18 protein-coding genes are annotated in these 18,379 nt (G+C 67.6%); 5 read left to right on the forward strand and 13 right to left on the reverse strand.

Annotated elements, in window-relative coordinates:
- Positions 1-127 precede the first annotated feature (127 nt).
- The 3 genes from WFQ67_RS05695 to WFQ67_RS05705 all read left to right on the forward strand — a co-directional run bounded on the left by WFQ67_RS05695 (position 128) and on the right by WFQ67_RS05705 (position 2,231).
- Complete coding sequence (locus tag WFQ67_RS05695; protein ID WP_213625949.1) at positions 128-538, forward strand: DUF4398 domain-containing protein; 411 nt, start codon at positions 128-130, stop codon at positions 536-538.
- 41 nt (positions 539-579) lie between these two features.
- Entirely contained in the window at positions 580-1,359 is a 780-nt protein-coding gene (locus tag WFQ67_RS05700; protein WP_337056365.1) for an OmpA family protein, read from the forward strand.
- A 134-nt stretch (positions 1,360-1,493) separates the two neighbouring features.
- Entirely contained in the window at positions 1,494-2,231 is a 738-nt protein-coding gene (locus WFQ67_RS05705) for a hypothetical protein (RefSeq protein WP_337056366.1), read from the forward strand.
- A 166-nt stretch (positions 2,232-2,397) separates the two neighbouring features.
- Here WFQ67_RS05705 and cadR read toward each other — a convergent pair whose 3' ends face one another.
- Positions 2,398-2,865 (reverse strand): Cd(II)/Pb(II)-responsive transcriptional regulator, encoded by a 468-nt coding sequence (gene cadR, locus WFQ67_RS05710; protein WP_213625952.1) that lies wholly within the window; start codon positions 2,863-2,865, stop codon positions 2,398-2,400.
- A 77-nt stretch (positions 2,866-2,942) separates the two neighbouring features.
- Between cadR and WFQ67_RS05715 the strand changes: the two genes are divergently transcribed.
- Positions 2,943-5,213, forward strand: coding sequence for a heavy metal translocating P-type ATPase (locus WFQ67_RS05715; protein ID WP_337056367.1), 2,271 nt, complete (start codon positions 2,943-2,945; stop codon positions 5,211-5,213).
- Positions 5,214-5,388: 175 nt separating this feature from the next.
- Here WFQ67_RS05715 and WFQ67_RS05720 read toward each other — a convergent pair whose 3' ends face one another.
- From WFQ67_RS05720 to WFQ67_RS05770, 11 genes are all read right to left on the reverse strand, one after another.
- Positions 5,389-5,889 (reverse strand): O-acetyl-ADP-ribose deacetylase, encoded by a 501-nt coding sequence (locus WFQ67_RS05720; RefSeq protein ID WP_337056368.1) that lies wholly within the window; start codon positions 5,887-5,889, stop codon positions 5,389-5,391.
- A 7-nt stretch (positions 5,890-5,896) separates the two neighbouring features.
- Positions 5,897-6,220: a hypothetical protein gene (locus WFQ67_RS05725; protein ID WP_111262298.1), complete on the reverse strand. Its 324-nt coding sequence runs from the start codon at positions 6,218-6,220 to the stop codon at positions 5,897-5,899.
- Positions 6,217-7,098, reverse strand: a complete 882-nt coding sequence (locus WFQ67_RS05730; RefSeq protein ID WP_337056369.1) for an alpha/beta hydrolase — start codon at positions 7,096-7,098, stop codon at positions 6,217-6,219. The genes WFQ67_RS05725 and WFQ67_RS05730 overlap by 4 nt, the downstream gene beginning before the upstream one ends.
- Entirely contained in the window at positions 7,095-7,841 is a 747-nt protein-coding gene (locus tag WFQ67_RS05735) for a TIGR00266 family protein (protein ID WP_213625956.1), read from the reverse strand. The genes WFQ67_RS05730 and WFQ67_RS05735 overlap by 4 nt, the downstream gene beginning before the upstream one ends.
- Before the next feature lie 94 nt (positions 7,842-7,935).
- Positions 7,936-9,231 carry a flavohemoglobin expression-modulating QEGLA motif protein gene (locus WFQ67_RS05740; RefSeq protein WP_213625957.1) on the reverse strand — a complete coding sequence of 432 codons (1,296 nt, stop codon included), beginning with the start codon at positions 9,229-9,231 and terminating at the stop codon, positions 7,936-7,938.
- A gap of 2 nt (positions 9,232-9,233) precedes the next feature.
- Positions 9,234-9,788: a hypothetical protein gene (locus WFQ67_RS05745; protein WP_173176091.1), complete on the reverse strand. Its 555-nt coding sequence runs from the start codon at positions 9,786-9,788 to the stop codon at positions 9,234-9,236.
- Positions 9,789-9,858: 70 nt separating this feature from the next.
- A complete protein-coding gene (locus tag WFQ67_RS05750) occupies positions 9,859-10,572 on the reverse strand; it encodes a TetR/AcrR family transcriptional regulator (RefSeq protein ID WP_173176089.1) in 714 nt (237 codons plus the stop codon).
- Between the two features lie 114 nt (positions 10,573-10,686).
- Complete coding sequence (lysS, locus tag WFQ67_RS05755; RefSeq protein WP_173176087.1) at positions 10,687-12,192, reverse strand: lysine--tRNA ligase; 1,506 nt, start codon at positions 12,190-12,192, stop codon at positions 10,687-10,689.
- Positions 12,193-12,317: 125 nt separating this feature from the next.
- A protein-coding gene (gene prfB / locus WFQ67_RS05760) for a peptide chain release factor 2 (protein WP_173176085.1) occupies positions 12,318-13,413 on the reverse strand; the annotation gives its coding sequence in 2 pieces (ribosomal slippage) (positions 12,318-13,340 and positions 13,342-13,413; 1,095 coding nt in all).
- 92 nt (positions 13,414-13,505) lie between these two features.
- Entirely contained in the window at positions 13,506-14,849 is a 1,344-nt protein-coding gene (gene xrtQ / locus WFQ67_RS05765) for an exosortase Q (RefSeq protein WP_213625959.1), read from the reverse strand.
- Complete coding sequence (locus WFQ67_RS05770) at positions 14,846-16,885, reverse strand: VIT domain-containing protein (protein ID WP_337056371.1); 2,040 nt, start codon at positions 16,883-16,885, stop codon at positions 14,846-14,848. Before WFQ67_RS05770 ends, xrtQ begins: the two co-directional genes overlap by 4 nt.
- A 156-nt stretch (positions 16,886-17,041) precedes the next feature.
- Between WFQ67_RS05770 and WFQ67_RS05775 the strand changes: the two genes are divergently transcribed.
- Entirely contained in the window at positions 17,042-17,176 is a 135-nt protein-coding gene (locus tag WFQ67_RS05775; protein WP_280527439.1) for a hypothetical protein, read from the forward strand.
- 123 nt (positions 17,177-17,299) lie between these two features.
- Here WFQ67_RS05775 and WFQ67_RS05780 read toward each other — a convergent pair whose 3' ends face one another.
- Complete coding sequence (locus tag WFQ67_RS05780) at positions 17,300-18,328, reverse strand: diguanylate cyclase (protein WP_213625961.1); 1,029 nt, start codon at positions 18,326-18,328, stop codon at positions 17,300-17,302.
- Between the last annotated feature and the right edge of the window lie 51 nt (positions 18,329-18,379).

Raw genomic sequence — 18,379 nt, forward strand, 5'->3', positions numbered from 1 at the left:
CAAAAGACAAGCCAGCGCATCAACCATTGATCGGCGAATTTTTGGCGGAAAATCGTCGATTTAGCGGTCAAAAGCATGCACCTGGTAGGCAAGTTGCCATGAGAAACGAAATGGCGTGGTATTTCCAATGGAGCTGAACATCATGAAGACAAGCCCTGCTGTAACGATTCGCAGAACAGTCATGACCGCCCTGGTAGCAGGTGGCACCGTGCTGCTCGCCGGTTGCGCCGGCAATCCGCCCACCGAGCAGTTCGCCGTGACCAACACCGTGGTCAAGAGCGCCGTCAGCGCGGGTGCCCCGCAATACGCGCCGGTCGAGATGAAGACCGCCCAGGACAAACTGGCCCAGGCCGAAAACCTGCTGCGTGAAGAGCGTTACGACGAAGCCCGCCGCATCGCCGAGCAGGCCGAGTGGGACGCCCGTGTCGCCGAGCGCAAGGCCCTGGCCACCAAGGCCCAGAAAACCCTGGACGACGCCCAGAAGGGCGTCCAGCAGATTCGCGAGGAAGGCTCGCGCCAGCCGATCATTCTGCAGTGATCCGCGCCGCCCTCTTTCCGCATCGATAAGGATGATCCGTCATGAACAAGCTGATCACAGTTTCCGCCCTCTCCGTACTCAGCCTGGCGCTGGTGGCCTGCGCCTCCAAGCCCAACCCCAACCTTGACCAGGCCCGCACCAACTATTCCGAGCTGCAGGCCGAGCCGCAAGCCAGCACCCTGGCCGCGCTGGAAACCAAGGAAGCCGGCGACATGCTGAGCCGTGCCGAGCAGGCCTATGCCGACAAGCAGGACCAGGTGCAGGTCGACCAGCTCGCCTACCTCACCAACCAGCGCGTCGAACTGGCCCGCCAGACCATCAAGCAGAAGGCCGCCGAAGAGGCCCTGGCCAACGCGCCGGCCCAGCGCACCCAAGCCCAGCTGGATGCCCGCAACCAGCAGGTGGACGTGCTGGTCAACCAGCTCAAGGCCAAGCAGACCGACCGTGGCCAGGTGGTGACCCTGGGCGACGTGCTGTTCGAAGTGGACCGTGCCGAGCTGACCCCCAACGGCATGAACAACGTCCAGCAACTGGGCAACTTCCTGTTGCAGAACCCGGATCGCCAGGTGGTGGTGGAAGGCTTCACCGACAACACCGGCACCGTCGACCACAACCTGCGCCTGTCCCAGGCCCGCGCCGACTCGGTACGTCGCGCCCTGGTGGCCATGGGCGTCAACCCGACGCGGGTCACCACCCACGGTTTCGGCAAGGACTACCCGGTGGCCAGCAATGACACCGCCTCGTCCCGCTCGCTGAACCGCCGCGTGGAAGTGACCATCGCCAACGGTCCCGGCCCGGTCGCCCCGCGCGCCGCGCTCTGATCCGTCGCCAACGGAAAAGCCCGCCGCCAGGCGGGCTTTTTTGTGCGCGACTTGGCGCCACGCCGATCACCGCTCCCGCAAAACCGGCCGCCTCGCTAGGATGCATGCCCATCGCCTTCCGGAGATCAGCGACCATGTCGCCCACCCCACCTCCACGCCACTTCCTGGCACTCGCCCTGTGCGCCGCCCTGCCCTTCGCCGCGCAGGCACAGGCGCCACGCTTCGACGGCTATGAAGCCTTCTACCGCTCCCTCGGCGACAACACCTTCGAAGGCCCCGGCAGCCCGCTTCACCTGGCCTGCACCGAGGCGCAGCAGTGCCTGTGGGTCAACGCCATGGCGGCAGCGGTGAAGCGCTACGACTCCGAGCTATGGAGCATACCGGGCGAGCTGCCGGACGCGGCTCCGGCCGGCATGCCCGAGATCGCCTTCGACGGCCAGCGCCTGGACATCGGCGAACGCCACTGGCTACTGGGCGAAGCCGTCGAGCTCGCCCCGGCGCAATGGCGAGTCGGGGCGTCGATGGACCCGGAGGGGCTCTACGGCATCACGGCCTGGCGTAGAGGTGAAGCCTATTGCCTGGAGCTGCCCGCCAAGGGCAACGGCCGCGCCGACCGCTACACCCAGGTCCTGCTGGTGCACGATCAGGCGCTCTACGACCTGCCACCACTGTTCGCATCCTGTGCGGCAGTGCGCGAAGCCCCCCAGGGCGGCTTCCTCTACCCGGACAACGTCTACCTCGAAGAAACCGTCGATAACGAGCCGATTGGCCTGCGGGTGGACTACCTGCAACCCGGCAGCAAGACACCCGCGGAACACCATCGCCTGCAGTTCCCCGATCCACAGAACCCCTTCGTGTTCGAAGTCCGGTAGCCCGAGGATGGCGGTGCTGCGCACCGCTTGGCGACTGAAGTCGCCCCTACAAAGAGCCTGCCGAGCCATCGCATGGACATGACCGCTGTGAAGGGTGGATGACGCTCTTTTCATCCACCAGGCGCAATCGTGTGCGGCACACCGTTGCAGAGGAAACGCCGCGCTCTCAATGCCGCTTGTGCACCCCCGGCACATGCAGGTGCCCCGCCTCGGCGCAGGAATCGGAAATCACGCTCGGCGGCGCCGGCTGCTCCAGTTCGCGGAGGATGCCGCAGGACTCGCTGCTGCCGGCGGTCTGGCAATGGGCACGCAGCTGGCGCAGTTGCTCCTGCAGCGAACGCAGCTCGGCGATGCGCACCTCCACATGGTGGATATGCTCGTCGATCAGCCGGTTGGCGGCGGTGCAGTCCGCCTCGGGGCTGTCGCGCAGGCGCAGCAGTTCGCGGATCTCCTGCTGGGTCATGTCCAGCGAACGGCAATGGCGGATGAAGGCTAGGCGCTCGACATGCGCCTGGGTGTACTGGCGGTAGTTGCCCTCGCTGCGGGCAGGCTCGGGCAACAGGCCTTCGCGCTCGTAGTAGCGGATGGTTTCCACCGGGCAGTCGGTCAGTCCCGCCAGCTCGCCGATCTTCATCGTTCCATTCCCCTGCTTGACTCTGTAGTTGCTACAGGGTGTGCAATGAGCACCATTCCCGTCAATGGAGTCCCGCGATGAGCAAGGACAACTGCTGCAACCACGACCATTCGAGCCTGGCCGGCAGCCCGGCGCGGCACGAACATGGCCACGGGCACGATCACGATCACGATCACGATCACGATCACGATCATGGCCATGCTCGCGCGCAGCCTGCCGAGGTGAAGGTCGCGACCGATTCGCCGCTCGGCGAGCTGCGCTGGAGCAGCCTGCGCATCGAGGCCATGGACTGCCCCACCGAGGAGCGCCTGCTGCGCGACGCACTCGGCAAGGTCGCGGCCATCGAGGCGCTGGAATTCAACCTGATACAACGCGTGCTGAAGGTGCAGCACCGCTTCGCCGAGCTGGCGCCGTTGCAGAAACTGGTGGCCCAACTGGGCATGCAGGCCGAACCGCTGGACACCGCCGCACCGCCTGCCAGGGCCGCCGACAAACCCTGGTGGCCGCTGGCCCTGGCCGGCGTCGCCGCACTGGCCGCCGAGGCCTGCGAATGGTTCGGCTTCGGGCCCGCCTGGCTGGAAGCCGGCCTGGCGCTGCTGGCCATCGTCACCGCCGGCCTGCCCACCTACCGCAAGGGCTGGATCGCCCTGAAGAACCTCAACCTCAACATCAACGCACTGATGAGCATCGCCGTGACCGGCGCCATGCTGATCGGCCAGTGGCCGGAAGCGGCCATGGTCAGCGTGCTGTTCGCCCTCGCCGAGCTGATCGAGGCCAAGTCGCTGGACCGCGCGCGCAACGCCATCCGTGGCCTGCTCGACCTCGCCCCGCAGCAGGCCACCGTGCTGGTGGACGGCCAGTGGCGGGAAATCCCGGCCAGCGACGTAGGCCCCGACGCCCGGGTGCGGGTGCGCCCCGGCGAACGCATCGCCCTGGACGGCGAGTTGCTGGCCGGCCGCTCCGGCGTCAACCAGGCGCCCATCACCGGCGAGAGCCTGCCGGTAGACAAGGAGCCGGGCGACCCGCTGTTCGCCGGCACCATCAATGGTGAAGGCGAGCTGGAATACCGCGTCACCCGTGCCGCCAACGACAGCACCCTGGCGCGCATCATCCATGCGGTGGAAGAGGCCCAGGGCACCCGCGCGCCGACCCAGCGCTTCGTCGACAGCTTCTCGCGCATCTACACCCCCACGGTGTTCGCCCTGGCGTTGCTCACCGCCGTGCTGCCGCCGCTGCTGATGCAGGGCGCCTGGCTCGACTGGGTGTACCGCGCCCTGGTGCTGCTGGTGATCGCCTGCCCCTGCGCCCTGGTGATCTCCACCCCGGTGACCCTGGTCAGCGGCCTGGCCGCCGCCGCGCGCCGTGGCGTGCTGGTCAAGGGCGGCGTGTTCCTGGAAATGGGCCGCCAACTGGCCTGGGTCGCCCTCGACAAGACCGGCACCCTCACCGAAGGCCGCCCGCAGCAGACCGACTACCTGCCCCTGCGCGAGGGCGCCGGCCGCGACCCGCGCCGTCTCGCCGCCAGCCTCGCCGCCCGCTCGGACCACCCGGTGTCGCAGGCCCTGGCCCGCGCGGCGGAAACCGACGGCATCGCCCTGTATGGCGTCGACGAGCTGGCCGCACTGCCGGGGCGCGGGGTCCGGGGCGTGATCGATGGCCAGCCCTACCACCTCGGCAACCACCGCCTGGTGGAAGAACTGGGCCTGTGCTCGACGACCTTGGAAATGCGCCTGGATATCCTCGAGCGCGAAGGCAAGACCGCCATCGTCCTGCTCGACGCCGAAGGCCCGCTGGCGCTGTTCGCGGTGGCCGACGGCGTGCGCGAGACCAGCCGCGAAGCGGTGACCGAGCTGCACGAACTGGGCGTACGCACCCTGATGCTGACCGGCGACAACCCGCACACCGCCGCCGCCATCGCCGCCCAGGTGGGCATAGATGAAGCCCTGGGCAACCTGTTGCCCGAGGACAAGCTGCGCGAAGTGGAACGGCGCCAGCAGGGCGGCCAGCGCATCGGCATGGTCGGCGACGGCATCAACGACGCGCCCGCCCTGGCCCGCGCCGACATCGGCTTCGCCATGGGCGCCGCCGGCACCGACACCGCCATCGAGACCGCCGGCGTGGCGCTGATGGACGACGACCTGCGCAAGCTGCCGCTGTTCATCCGCCTCTCGCGCCGTACCCACGCGGTGCTGGTGCAGAACATCGTCCTCGCGCTGGGCATCAAGGCCCTGTTCCTCGCCCTCACCCTGGCCGGCATGGGCACCCTGTGGATGGCCGTGTTCGCCGACATGGGCGCGAGCCTGCTGGTGGTGTTCAACGGGTTGCGGTTGTTGCGCGGGGCGCGCTGAGCGAATGGCGGCGCTGCGTGCCGCTTGGCGACTAAAGTCGCCCCTGCAAAAGCAGCCGGACCCACCGCACGGACATGACCACTGCGTAGGGTGGAGGTCGCTTTTTACCTCCACCAAGCGGCGTCAGGATCGGCACGGGGTCATGCCAGTTGCGTAGCCCGAGGCGGAGCCAGGGTCAGGCCAGGGCTTCGCGGTAGAGGCGCGCCATGTCCTCGGAGAAGGCCACCAGCACCGCCCGCTGCAGGGTGCTGCCGGCCGGGCGCGGGCGGCGCAGCTCGGCGATGGCGACCTGCGCGGCGGCGTGCAGTGGATAGCCGTAGATGCCGCAGCTGATGGCCGGGAAGGCGATGCTGGCCAGACCTTCGGCCTCGGCCAGGGCCAGGCTGTTGCGGTAGCAGCCGGCGAGCAGCTCGGGCTCGCCATTGTCGCCCCCGCGCCAGACCGGCCCGACCGTGTGGATCACGAAGCGCGCCGGCAGGCGGAAGCCCGGGGTGATGCGCGCCTCGCCCGTGGGGCAGCCGCCGACGATGCGGCAGTGGGCGACGAGTTCCGGCCCCGCCGCGCGGTGGATCGCGCCATCGACGCCACCGCCGCCGAGCAGGGAGGAATTGGCCGCGTTGACGATGGCGTCCACGTCCAGGCGGGTGATGTCGCCCTGCCAGACCTCGATCTTCATCGCGTCCTCACTTGACCTCTTGCGGGGTCTCCTGGCCCATGCAGCGCACGGCCTGCTTCTTGTTGTTCACCAGCACGCCGGTCAGGCCCTTCTGCTCGGTGTCGAACAGCACCAGGACGCCATCGATGCACTGGGCGACCTGGGTGGCCGGGGTCAGGGAAATCTTGTAGTCCTCGCCCGGGATGGTCTTGAGCATGGTGAAGTCGGACAGCAGCAGCGCATCTTCCGGTTTGGCGAAGTGCAGGTAGCCGTAGTACCAGAGGACCATCACGGTGCCGATGATGGTGCCGACGCCGGTGAGGATCAGCGGGATGGGGTTGCGTTCGCTCATTGGGGACTCTCTGTATTCGGGACTTCAGCCAGCCGTCGCAGCCCGACGAAACCTTTCGGGTCTTCGAGGTAGCGCAGCATCACCTCCCGCCAGGTGGGGTCGGCGAAGGTCTGCACATGGCCACCGCGAGTCGGCTGGAACACCCGCGGCGGCGGCGCAGCTTGATACAAGCGCACGCCGTTGGAAAGAGGCACCACCGGGTCGTCGATGCTGTGGTAGATCAGCATCGGCAAGCCTTGCAGCGTGGAAATCGCGCCGATCGCGCTGTCGCCATCAGGCACCAGCCAGGACAGCGGCACCTGGAGCGGCCAGGTTAACCAGCCATTGCCCAGGGTGAATTGAGCCACGTCACGGTAACTGGCCGGCACGCCGTCGAGCACCAGGGCGCGCAGCTGGGCGCGGCGCTCGGGGTGTTCGCCCAGGTAATGCACCGCCAGGGCGCCACCGAGGCTCTGGCCGAGCAGCACCAGGGGCTTGCCGCTCACCTCGGGGGCCTGGTCGAGCCAGGCGAAGGCGGCGTCGATGTCCTGGTAGACCGCCGGCAGCGAGGCGCTGCCCTCGGAGCGGCCGTAGCCCCGGTAGTCCAGTAGCAGCACCTGGTAGCCCTGCTCGGGCAACCACCAGCTGCCACCCAGGTGCGAGGCGAGGTTGCCGCCGTTGCCGTGCAGGTGCAGCACCGTGCCCTTGACCGCCTTGCCCGGCGCCGCCGGCAGCCACCAGCCGTGCAGCCGCACGCCATCGGCGGTGAGCAGTTGGACGTCGCGGTAGGCCAGGCCGGCGCGCTCCGGGGTGAAGGGCAGCTGGCGCTCGGGGTAGAACAGCAACCCGCTGCAGCCCTGCAGCAACAGGAGCAGCAGCAGGACGCCGGGACGGATCACTTGCCGCCGGCGCGGGTTTCCTCGCGCGCCTTGAAGGTGGCTTCGTAGATGCGCTCGGCCAGGCGCGAGAACGGCAGGCTCTGGATCCACACCGTGCCGGTGCCCTTGAGGGTCGCCAGGAGGATGCCCTCGCCGCCGAAGAGCATGCTCTTCAGCCCGCCGGCCAGGCCGATGTCGTAGTCGATGCCGCTGGTGAAGGCCACCAGGCAGCCGGTGTCCAGGCGCAGGGTCTCGTTGTTCAGCTCCTTGCGGATCACCGTGCCGCCGGCATGCACGAAGGCCAGCCCATCGCCTTCGAGCTTCTGCAGGATGAAGCCCTCGCCCCCGAAGAACCCGGCACCGATGCGCTTGTTGAAGGCGATGCCGATCTGGGTGCCGTGGGCGGCGCAGAGGAAGGCGTCCTTCTGGCACACCAGGCGCCCGCCGACCTGGGCGAGGTCGATGGGCACCACCGTGCCCGGGTAGGGCGCGGCGAAACCGACCCGCTGCTGGCCGCGTCCTTCGTTGGTGAAATGGGTCATGAACAGCGACTCGCCGGTGAGCAGGCGCTTGCCCGCTCCCCACAGCTTGCCCAGCACGCCGCTGGAAGAGCCGTCGCCCATGCGCGCCTCGAAGCGGATGCCTTCGGTCATGTAGTTCATCGCCCCGGCTTCGGCGATCACCGTTTCCTGCGGGTCGAGGATGATCTCCACGGTCTGCGCCGAAGCGCCGAGGATTTCGTAGTCGAGTTGATGGCTGGGCATGTGGGAACCTTCGGTTGGCTGCAAGCTGCAAGCTTCAAGCGGCAAGAGCACCAGGGATTCGCCCCTTGCGGCTTGTCGCTTGCAGCTTGCCGCTCTAGAGAATATTCGCGTAATCCGCCTCGATGCGGTCCAGGCTCAGGTGGTTGAGGAAGTTGGAGAAGCACATCCAGGCCGACAGCGCGTTGAGGTCGCGGAACTGCGGCGGCAGGTACTTGGGCGGTGCCACCAGGCCTTCGTCCACCAGTTGGCGCAGGGTGCGCATGTCTTCCAGGGTGGTCTTGCCGCAGAACAGCAGCGGGATCTGCTCCAGCTTGCCCTTGCGCACGGCGAGCTGGATGTAGTTGTAGATCATGATGAAGCCCTTCAGGTAGGACAGGTCCTTGGTGAAGGGCAGGCCGTCCGGCGAGGAGCCGCGGAACACCCGGCTGGCGCTGCCGTAGCTCTCGGCCATGCCGTAGCCCTGCTCGCGGTAGAAGTGGTAGACCTCGAGGAAGTCGGCCCCCTCCTCCGCCATGTGGATGGCGCGGGTGCGGTTGGTGAGCTTGCGCAGGCGCGTGGGGTAGGAGGCGAAGGCGATCACCTCCATGAGGATGGCCAGGCCTTCCTGGGTCACGGTGGAGGACGGCGGGCCCTTGGCCAGGAAGGTACAGATCGGCTGGTTCTGCCCGTTGAGCGTGGTGCCGACGTGCACCAGGCCCTCGTGCACTTCCAGGGCGCGCACGTCGCGCTCGTTGAACATGGCGTCGGCGCGCACCTTGATGTAGTCGGCACCTGCGGCGGCGTCGGCGACGATGCCGTCGGACTCGAACACGCGGATGGTGTCGTCGCCCTCGCCGAACACCGCGCTCAGGCGGCTCTGCAGCATGGCCACGGCGTCCTTGGCCGTGAGCGTCTTCGGCTCGTCCTTGAGGTCGCCCCGGTCGTCGATCTTGTTCAGGTAGTCCGAGAGCATCAGCCCCAGGTCGGAAAGGGTCGGGTCACCGGCATGGAAGGCGTCGGTGGCGGCGCCGTAGAGTTCCTGGGAGATCAACCCGAAATCGGCGGTGCCGCGTGCTTCGAGCATGCGGATCACCATGCGGTATTCCTTGCACATGCGCCGCATGATCTGCCCCACCGGGTTGAACTGCCCCAGTTGGCGGGTGATGTCGCGCTCGATGTTCTGGAATTCCAGCTTCTTCGCCGAGGAGTCGAAGGCCAGCGGCCGGCTCTCGTAGTAGGCGCGGTCCACCTCGGGCATGGCCTTGCCCTTGTGCTTGAGAAAGCCCTGGCGAACGCTGTCGTCCCACTTGATGGCATCCAGCACGCGGATCGGCGTCTGCGCGTGGACGATGCGATCGGACAGGGTGCGGACGATGTTCTGGTAGTCGTCGGGCAGTTTGCGCCGGCTCATGCTCACTCCTCGGTGGAACGCTGGTAACGCGCCACCTCGACGAAGACGTCGGAGTTGGCCGGGTCGTCCAGCCAGGCCTGGATCTTCTCCCAGGGCGTGGTCAGCAACACGCCGTCACCGTCGGGCATCTCCACGCTGGCGCCTTCGAAGGTGCCGTGCTCCAGCTCCTGCTGCAGGCGTTCGACATCGAGGTTGTAGACCACCAGTTCGTTGTCGGTGGTCAGCTCGAAGCCGGCGACGGCGAAGTTGGCGCCCCACTTCTTTGGCAGCCCGGCGGAGAGGTACCAGCGGCGGCCGTGGTGGGCGACGGTGAAGCCGTATTCCTGGAGGCTGTCGAGGTTGTCCTTGCTGCCCTCGTAGGTGCGGGCCTTGTAGAGGTTGGAACCGGCGCGGCTGATCTCCAGGTAGAGGCGTTCGCCCCATTCGTCCTTGCGCGTCCAGTCGCCCAAAAGCGGGATCGGTGCCGGCTCGTGGGCCGGGATCGGGTCCCGCAAGGTGACCAGGCACCCGCTCAATAGCAGGAAGGACAGGGCGACCAATGCGCGCCAGGGTTTCATTTCGCTCTCCTTGTGACCATGAAAAACCCCGCAAGACAGGTGGCCTGAATGCGGGGTCTCGTACCGTGTCCTAGAGCCCCATCACCAGATAGAGGTAGCGCTTGAGCACGGCTCGCATCTCGTCGATATCGAGGTTGTCCACCCCATCGAGCAGGCCCTGATATTCCATCCGCAGAATGATGGCCGTCAACACCTTGGCGTCCTCCGCCGGCTCATCCGAACCCAGCACCTGGAAGAAGTGCTCGGCGCCCTGGGAGAGGATTCCGCGATGGGCGTCGGCCAGCGGCCGCAGGCCCTGGTTGATCAGCGCCTCCTGGCGGAACGCCTGCTCGGCCAGCAGCTGCACGCGGTTCTCGATCAGCTGGCGGCGCACGTACTGGATCGCCATCTCGACGATCTCGTCGGTCATCTGCCGCCGCGAGGCGCCGTCGCGGCTCAGTGCCGCCGCCATGCCCTGCAGGTCACCCTCGACGCTGCCCCAGAACGCGGCCATGGCTTCGGCGCTGCGTTCGACGAACTGGGCGAAGGTGTCGGTGATCAGGTCGTTGATGTCCTTGAAATAGTAGGTGGTGGCCGAGAGCGGCACTTCCGCCTCCGCCGCCACCGCGCGGTGCCGCACCGCGCGCACGCCGTCGCGCACGATGATGCGCATGGCGGCATCGAGGATCGCCTGGCGGCGTTGCTCGCTGCCCTGCCGGCTGGCCTTGCGACCCTGGTACTGGACACTTTCGGCGAGGGCGCTGGCCGCCTGGGCGGCGCTGTCGCTACGGGACGACTTGGGCAAGATTCATGGACCTCCGGGTTCGGCTGGGATGCAAGACAGTTTTGACCATTTATCCGGCTATTCAACTCATCGCCGGCCAAGAAAAAACCGCCCGAAGGCGGCTTTTCTCACACGTCAGGCCTGGGGCCGCATATGCGGGAACAGGATGACGTCACGAATAGACGGCGAATTGGTCAGCAACATCACCAGGCGATCGATACCGATGCCCTCGCCCGCAGTGGGCGGCATGCCGTACTCCAGCGCGTTGACGAAGTCGGCGTCGTAGTGCATCGCCTCGTCGTCACCGGCGTCCTTCTCCTTGACCTGCAGCATGAAGCGCTCGGCCTGGTCTTCGGCGTCGTTGAGCTCGGAGTAGGCGTTGGCGATCTCGCGGCCACCGATGAACAGCTCGAAGCGGTCGGTGACGCTCGGGTCCTGGTCGTTGCGGCGGGCCAGCGGGGACACCTCGAAGGGGTACTGGGTGATGAAGTGCGGCTGCTCCAGCTTGCTCTCCACCAGCTCCTCGAAAATCATCACCTGCAGCTTGCCCAGGCCTTCGTGGCCGAGGACCTTGGCGCCGGCGGCCTTGGCGATGGCGCGGGCCTTCTCGACGTCGTTGAGGTCGGCCGCGGTGATCTCCGGGTTGTACTTGAGGATGGCGTCGAACACGGACAGGCGGGCGAAGGGCTCGCCGAAGTGGAAGACCTTGTCGCCGTAGGGCACGTCGGTGCTGCCGAGCACGGCCTGGGCCAGCTCGCGGAACAGCTCCTCGGTCAGGTCCATGTTGTCTTCGTAGTCGGCGTAGGCCTGGTAGAACTCGAGCATGGTGAACTCGGGGTTGTGCCGGGTCGAGACGCCTTCGTTACGGAAGTTGCGGTTGATCTCGAAGACCTTCTCGAAGCCACCGACCACCAGGCGCTTGAGGTACAGCTCCGGCGCGATGCGCAGGAACATGGCCATGTCCAGGGCGTTGTGGTGGGTTTCGAAGGGCTTGGCCGCCGCGCCGCCGGGGATGGTCTGCAGCATCGGGGTTTCCACTTCGAGGAAACCGCGCTCGGACAGGAAGCGGCGGATGTGGGCGATGACCTGGGAGCGCACGCGGAAGGTGTGGCGGGTTTCCTCGTTGACGATCAGGTCGACGTAGCGCTGGCGGTAGCGCTGCTCGGTGTCGGTCAGGCCGTGGTGCTTGTCCGGCAGCGGGCGCAGGGACTTGGTCAGCAGGCGCACGCTGGTCATGTCGACGTACAGGTCGCCCTTGCCGGAACGGGCCACGGTGCCCTCGGCGCCGATGATGTCGCCCAGGTCCCAGGTCTTGATCTCGGCCAGGGTCTCTTCCGGCAGGGTCTTGCGGTTCACGTAGACCTGCAGGCGGCTGGTGCTGTCCTGCAGGACGATGAAGGAACCGCGGTTGAGCATGATGCGACCGGCGACCTTGACCGGGATGGCTGCGGCTTCCAGCTCTTCCTTGGTCTTGTCCGCGTACTGTTTCTGCAGGTCCGCGAAGTAGGCGTCGCGGCGGAAGTCGTTGGGGAAGGCGATGGCCTTGGCCTCGCGCACGGCGGCAAGCTTTTCCTTGCGCTGGGCGATCAGCTTGTTCTCTTCCTGTTGCAGTTCGTGCTGGTCGGGTTGTTGGTCGCTCATGGTCTTGGTGGTTCCTGCTTCGGCGTTTTGGCGCCTGGTGAAAAGTTATCGCTTGGCAAGGGCTGTGAAGGGAGGGCGGGCGCAGGTCAGGTGCTATCAACGCAGTCCGACCAGGCCCGGCCGTCTCAGAGACCCTGCTTGAGGCTCGCTTCGAGGTACTCGTTCAGATCGCCGTCCAGCACCTTGTCGCAGTCGCTGCGCTCGACGCCGGTCCGCAGGTCCTTGATGCGCGACTGGTCGAGCACGTAGGAACGGATCTGGTGGCCCCAGCCGATATCGGACTTGGTGTCTTCCAGCGCCTGGGAGGCGGCGGTGCGCTTCTGCATCTCCTGCTCGTACAACCGGGCCCGCAGCATCTTCATGGCGGTGTCCTTGTTGGCGTGCTGGGAGCGTTCGTTCTGGCACGCGACCACGGTGTTGGTCGGTACGTGGGTGATACGTACCGCCGAGTCGGTGGTGTTCACGTGCTGGCCGCCGGCGCCGGAGGAGCGGTAGGTGTCGATCCGCAGGTCGGCCGGGTTGATCTCGATCTCGATGTTGTCGTCGATCTCGGGGGAGACGAACACTGCGGTGAACGAGGTGTGGCGACGGTTGCCGGAGTCGAACGGGCTCTTGCGCACCAGGCGGTGCACGCCGATCTCGGTACGCAGCCAACCGAAGGCGTACTCGCCCTTGATGTGCACGGTGGCGCCCTTGATGCCGGCGACTTCGCCCTCGGACAGCTCAACGATCTCGGCGGCGAAGCCGTTCTTGTCGGCCCAGCGCAGGTACATGCGCAGCAGCATGTTGGCCCAGTCCTGGGCCTCGGTGCCGCCGGAACCGGCCTGGATGTCGAGGTAGGCGTTGTTGGGGTCCATCTCGCCGCTGAACATGCGGCGGAACTCGAGCTTCTCGAGGATCTCGCGCAGGCGTTCGACTTCGGCGGCGACGTCGTTCACGGCGCCTTCGTCGTTCTCCTCGACCGCCATGTCGAGCAGGTCGCGGGAGTCGGCCAGGCCGCCGGTCAGCTCATCCAGGGTCTCGACGATCTGCGCCAGTTGCGAGCGCTCGCGGCCGAGATTCTGGGCGTACTCCGGGTTGTTCCAGACGTTGGGGTCTTCGAGTTCGCGGTTTACTTCGACGAGACGATCATGCTTGTGATCGTAGTCAAAGATACCCCCGAATGGTCTGGGTGCGGTCGGAGAGGTCCTTGATGCTGTTCAGGATCGGGTTGATTTCCATGGCTGGAAGCGCTCTCAGGCAAACTTTCGGAAAAGCCGGCGAGTATACCCGACTCGAAACCGGCCGGGCAGCCCGCCCGACCACTGTCCGCGCTAGAGCGCCTCGGCCACCGTCACCGCCCGCCAGGGGCCGGTGGAGCGGCCGCTGAGCGCCGCCCAGTACCAGGCGGAATTGTCGCTGAAGCTCTGCCCGGCGGCGTCTTCGATGTACTCGCAGACCTGCTGCGCAGGACCCCGCCCCTCGGCGACGAAACAGCGCTGCAGCCCGCCGTTGCCGGGTCGCTGGCGCAAGGCGATGGCGCGTATCACGTAACCCAGGCCCTGGTAGCAGTCGGCAGCGGGGTGCAGCTTGCGCGTGGGCGCCGTGACATGGCGCAGGGTGACCACCCGCGAGCCCGTGCTGAAGCGGGCGATGGCGCCGGGGAACTGCTCGGCGAAGCGTTGCTCGACCTTCGACAGCGCCAGGGGCCGCAGCCGTTCGCCGTCGAAGCGCTGCGGCCATTCGACGAAGGCCGACGCGGGGGATGCCTCCACCACAGCCCGCCCCGGCAACGACGCCAGCCCCAGCAACAGGAACGCCCCGGCCACCAGGGCGCCGCCCCGCCAGGGCGACGCCGTGGCCACGCTCGCCACCGGCAGCGGCACGCCTGCGCCCTGCCCCGCCGCCACGGTACGCAGCACCAGCGCGCAGACGCCGACGAACACCACGAGCCCGGTGGCCTCGTGCATCCAGCCGGGCCAGAGCGCCTGACCGGTCTCCTGCAGCACCAGCAGGGTGTTGCGCAGGCTGTTGCCTCCCAGCACCAGCAGCCCGATCCACGGCAGGCGTCGCAAGAGTTGCCCGTCGCCGAGGCGCAGCCAGGCGGCGGTGGCGAAGGCCGTGAAGTAGGCCACCCAGGCCATGTGCACGCCCGAGCAGGGCGCATCCACCATCACCAGTTGCCCGCCCACTTCCAGCGCCGTGCCCTCGCGCAGCACCTCCAGCCCCAGCCCGCGCAGCAGCCAGAGGCTGGCTTCGGCGGTGACCAGGCGCAGCGGATAGCCGGCGAAGAACTGCAGCGACGAGAGGATCGGCAGCGCCAGCAAGCCCAGCCCCAGCCATGCCAGCACAGGCTGGCCCGGGCGGCGCAACGCCAGGGTGGTGGCGATCACCGCCAGCACCGCGAGCACGCCACGCCCCAGCGCCGGAATCAGCGCGCTGCCGAGGAGCGCCAGCCCCGCCAGCCCCAGCGACACCAGCAACCACCCGCGCCGGGGCACCGCCAGGAAGGCCCGGCGCTCACGCCCCAGCCCCAGCAGCAGGGCGATCAGCGCAACCACCCCGTAGGGGTCGTCCGAGCCATCGCCCATGCGCCGCAGGCTCCACAGCCACACCGGCCACAGCGCCAGCACCGGTGGCAGCAGCCAGGCCCAGCCCGGCAGCGCGCGGGCCTTCACCCCCGCACCTGGCGGCGCGTCGCCCAGCCCATGCCCAGCAGGGCCAGTGCCAGCATCGCCCAGGTGCCCGGCTCCGGTGTGCTCGATACCTGCAGACCGGCGGTGGCGGGGGCCGGGCTGGCGGTGCCGATGGCCTGGGCGCTCACCCCCTGGGGCAACGGCAGCGGCTGCTTGACCGTGGTGCTGCCGGCGGGGTCGGGGTTGCGCACCACCTGGTCCACCGCGATGAACGAGGTGTAGGGGGTCAGCAGGCTGTACTTCAGGCCGAGGTCGAGGATCTGCTGGCTGTAGCCGAAGCCGCCGTCCAGGCTTTCCTGGTCCACCAGCGAGGCGATGCGGTGCCGTGCCCAGAGATGGGTCAGCGCCTGGTCGCCCTCGATCACCTTGTCCGCCTCGATCGGCACCTCGGTGCGCCACGGGCCGCTGGCAGCGATGCCTTCGGCCTGCAGCACGCCACGGGGCTCGCCGCGCCACTTGCCGAACATCACCAGCGGACGCTGGGCGAACAGGTCCGGGAGCGCCACCGGTTCGACGTCGTAGGTTTCCAGGCCGCTGAACGACAGCTTCGGGTGCACCAGCACGGGCGAGTCGATCATCCGCCGCAGGCGGTCGGCCTCGGCCTGCGCCGAGCTGTCGTCGAGCACCACGAAGGGCTCGCCCTGCCCGGCCCGCGCCAGAGCCTCGATCAGCTCGCGGTTGACCGAACTGCCGATGCCGAAGGCGAACAGGTTGGCCTTGCTGAGGTTCTTGCGCACCTGCTCGAAGGCCTCGGTCTCCACCTCCACGTAGCCGTCGGTGACCACCACGAAGCTACGCGACCGCTCGGCATCCGCCGGCATCGCCAGCGCCTGGCGCAAGGCCGGCAGCAGCTCGGTGCCGCCGCTGCCCATCTGGGTGTCGAGCATCGCCAGCGCCTGCTCGATGTTGGCCCGGGTCGCCGGCTGCGATTGCGGCGCCAGCAGGCTGCTGCTGCCGGAGAACAGCAGCACGTTGAAGCTGTCCATCGGCCGCAGGCCGCCGATCAGGCGGCGCAGCAGGACCTTGGTGGTATCCAGCGGGAAGCCGTGCATGGAGCCGGAGATATCCACCACGAAGATGTACTCGCGCGGCACGATGCTGCCGGGCTTGACCGCGGCCGGCGGCGCCACCATGGCCAGGAAGAAGTTCTCCTCGGCGCCACGGGCGAGCAGCACGCCGCTCTCGAACACCTCGCTGCCCAGGCGGTAGTCGAGGATGAAGTCACGGTTGTTGCCCGGCTCCTGCCCGTCCTCCAGGGTCACCCGGGTGTGCCGCGGCGCGACCGTCTGCCGGAGGATGCGATGGGTGCGCGAGGCGACCTCGCCGATGGCGGTGGGCGACTGCAGGTCGACCTGCATCGAGAAGGTGCTACGACCAGGGTCGCCCTCGGCCAGGTGCGGCGTGGAGCTCCACGCCTCGGCCTTGTGGCTCTCCTGCCCCGGCGCGCCGTTGTAGCGCGGCCCGACCACGGTGGGGAACACGAAGTGGTAGGTGCCGTCGGTGGGCAGCAGCAGCTCGGTGTAGCGCAGCTCCACGTCCACCACGTCGCCCGGGAGGATATTGGCCACACTCATCTGGAACACATTGGCGCGCTCCTGCTCCAGCAGCGCGGCGGTCTTGCCTGCGCTCTTCGCCTCCTGGTACTCGCGCTGGGCGCTCTGCTTCTCGCGGATCTGCGCCTGCAGCTCACGGTCGCCCAGGCGCACGGTCATGCCGTGCACCGCCGCACGGGTGGAGCCGGGGAACACATAGCGCGCCTCCAGGGCTCGCGAGCCCTCGTTGCGGTACTGCTGGATGACCTTGACGTTGGCGATCACGCCCAGCACCTGCACCTCCACGCGGGTGGATTTAAGCGGCAGGCCGTCGACGCCCGGCTCGGCGTTGTCCACGGCGAAATAGGGGCTTTCGCCACGCTCCGAGGCCTCCTCGGCCAGGCACGGCGACACGCCGGCCAGGGTGAGGAACAGCGCCAGCAGCCAACGGCCGGGCGAGAGGGAAAGCAGGGGCAGGCGATACATGCGGCGCACTCCGGGAAAAGGTTCGTGCAGCCATGCTCCCGCCCCCGTGTGGACGCAGTTTGCAGCGCCCGTGGAGATTGTGTGGAAATACGTCACCGCTGCTGAGCGAGGCGACCCTTGCGACCGACAGTCGTCGCCCCGCCCCGCAGACGCCCCATGCAAGCCGCGCACAGCCTGCGCAGACGCATCGCCCTGCTGGGCGATGCCCTGGAGCTGGGCGGCCAGGCGCTTTATCGCGCGCTTGGCACGAGGGACGAAACCTTAGGCGCTCAGCCCGAGCGTCCGGCCTGAGAGACAAGGGGATAGAGGGAAGGCCGTTCGCGAATGAACTCGTTCCTGCCGGAGCGGCGCGTGGCGTCTGACGTGGCCTCTACAACAAGCGAAGCGCGACTGCCCGGCCGCGCTCAGGAATACTCATGCGCCGGGCGCATCGGCAGCCAGCCCCACCTGGTTGCGGCCGTTGTTCTTGGCCAAGTACAACCCCTGGTCGGCACGGTCGACCAGCATCAGCGAAACCTGGCCCGCCTTGGGCGTGAGGGTTGAAACGCCGATGCTGACGCTCAGCGAAGCCCCGTCCTGGGGCAGGTCATGAGGGATGCCGAGTGCCTCCACCGCACGCCGTACCTTTTCAGCCAGCAGGCGTGCGCCACCGCTGGAAGTGCCCGGCAGGACCATGGCGAACTCCTCGCCGCCATAACGCGCGGCCATGTCGGAGGAGCGCGTGCAGGACTCGCGCAGGGTCTCGGCCACGCGGCGCAGGGCGTCATCCCCGGCGACATGGCCGAAGTGATCGTTGTAGCCCTTGAAATAGTCCACATCGATCATCAGCAGGGACAACGAGGTCTGCTCGCGGAAGGCACGGCGCCATTCCATTTCGAGGTACTCGTCGAAGTGACGGCGGTTGGACAGGCCGGTGAGGCCGTCGGAGTTCATCAGCCGCTGCAGCACCAGGTTGGCCTCCAGCAACTGCTGCTGGCTCTCGCGCAGGGCACGGTAGGCCTCGTCGCGCTGTTGCAGGGCGAGATAGGAACGCGAGTGATAGCGGATACGCGCCACCAGCTCGATGGAGTCGGGCAGCTTGACCAGGTAGTCGTTGGCACCGGCGGCGAATGCGGTGCTCTTGACCGCCGCATCATCGCGAGTGGACAGCACGATGATCGGTACATCGCGCAGTTCGGCGGCGGCTCGATAGTCGGCCAGCAGACTGATGCCGTCGACGCCGGGCATCACCAGGTCCTGGAGGATCACCGTCGGCCGTATCTGGCGGGCCACCTCGACGGCCGTCTGCGGGTCCGCACAGAAATGGAAGTCGATTCCGGCCTCATCGGCCAGGGCGCGGCGCAACGCCTCGCCGATCATCGCCTGATCATCGACCAGCAGCACCATCACCTTGTTTTCGGTAATCGAGTGCATTTCGGCCTGATTGCGATAGGGGTAATGCATAACGTTCTCCGGGCCCACTGGCCTTGCGCGACACGCACACTACATCGAAGT

Origin of the sequence: Pseudomonas sp. USHLN015 (assembly GCF_037153275.1) — a bacterium.
GTDB classification, from domain to species: domain Bacteria; phylum Pseudomonadota; class Gammaproteobacteria; order Pseudomonadales; family Pseudomonadaceae; genus Metapseudomonas; species Metapseudomonas tohonis.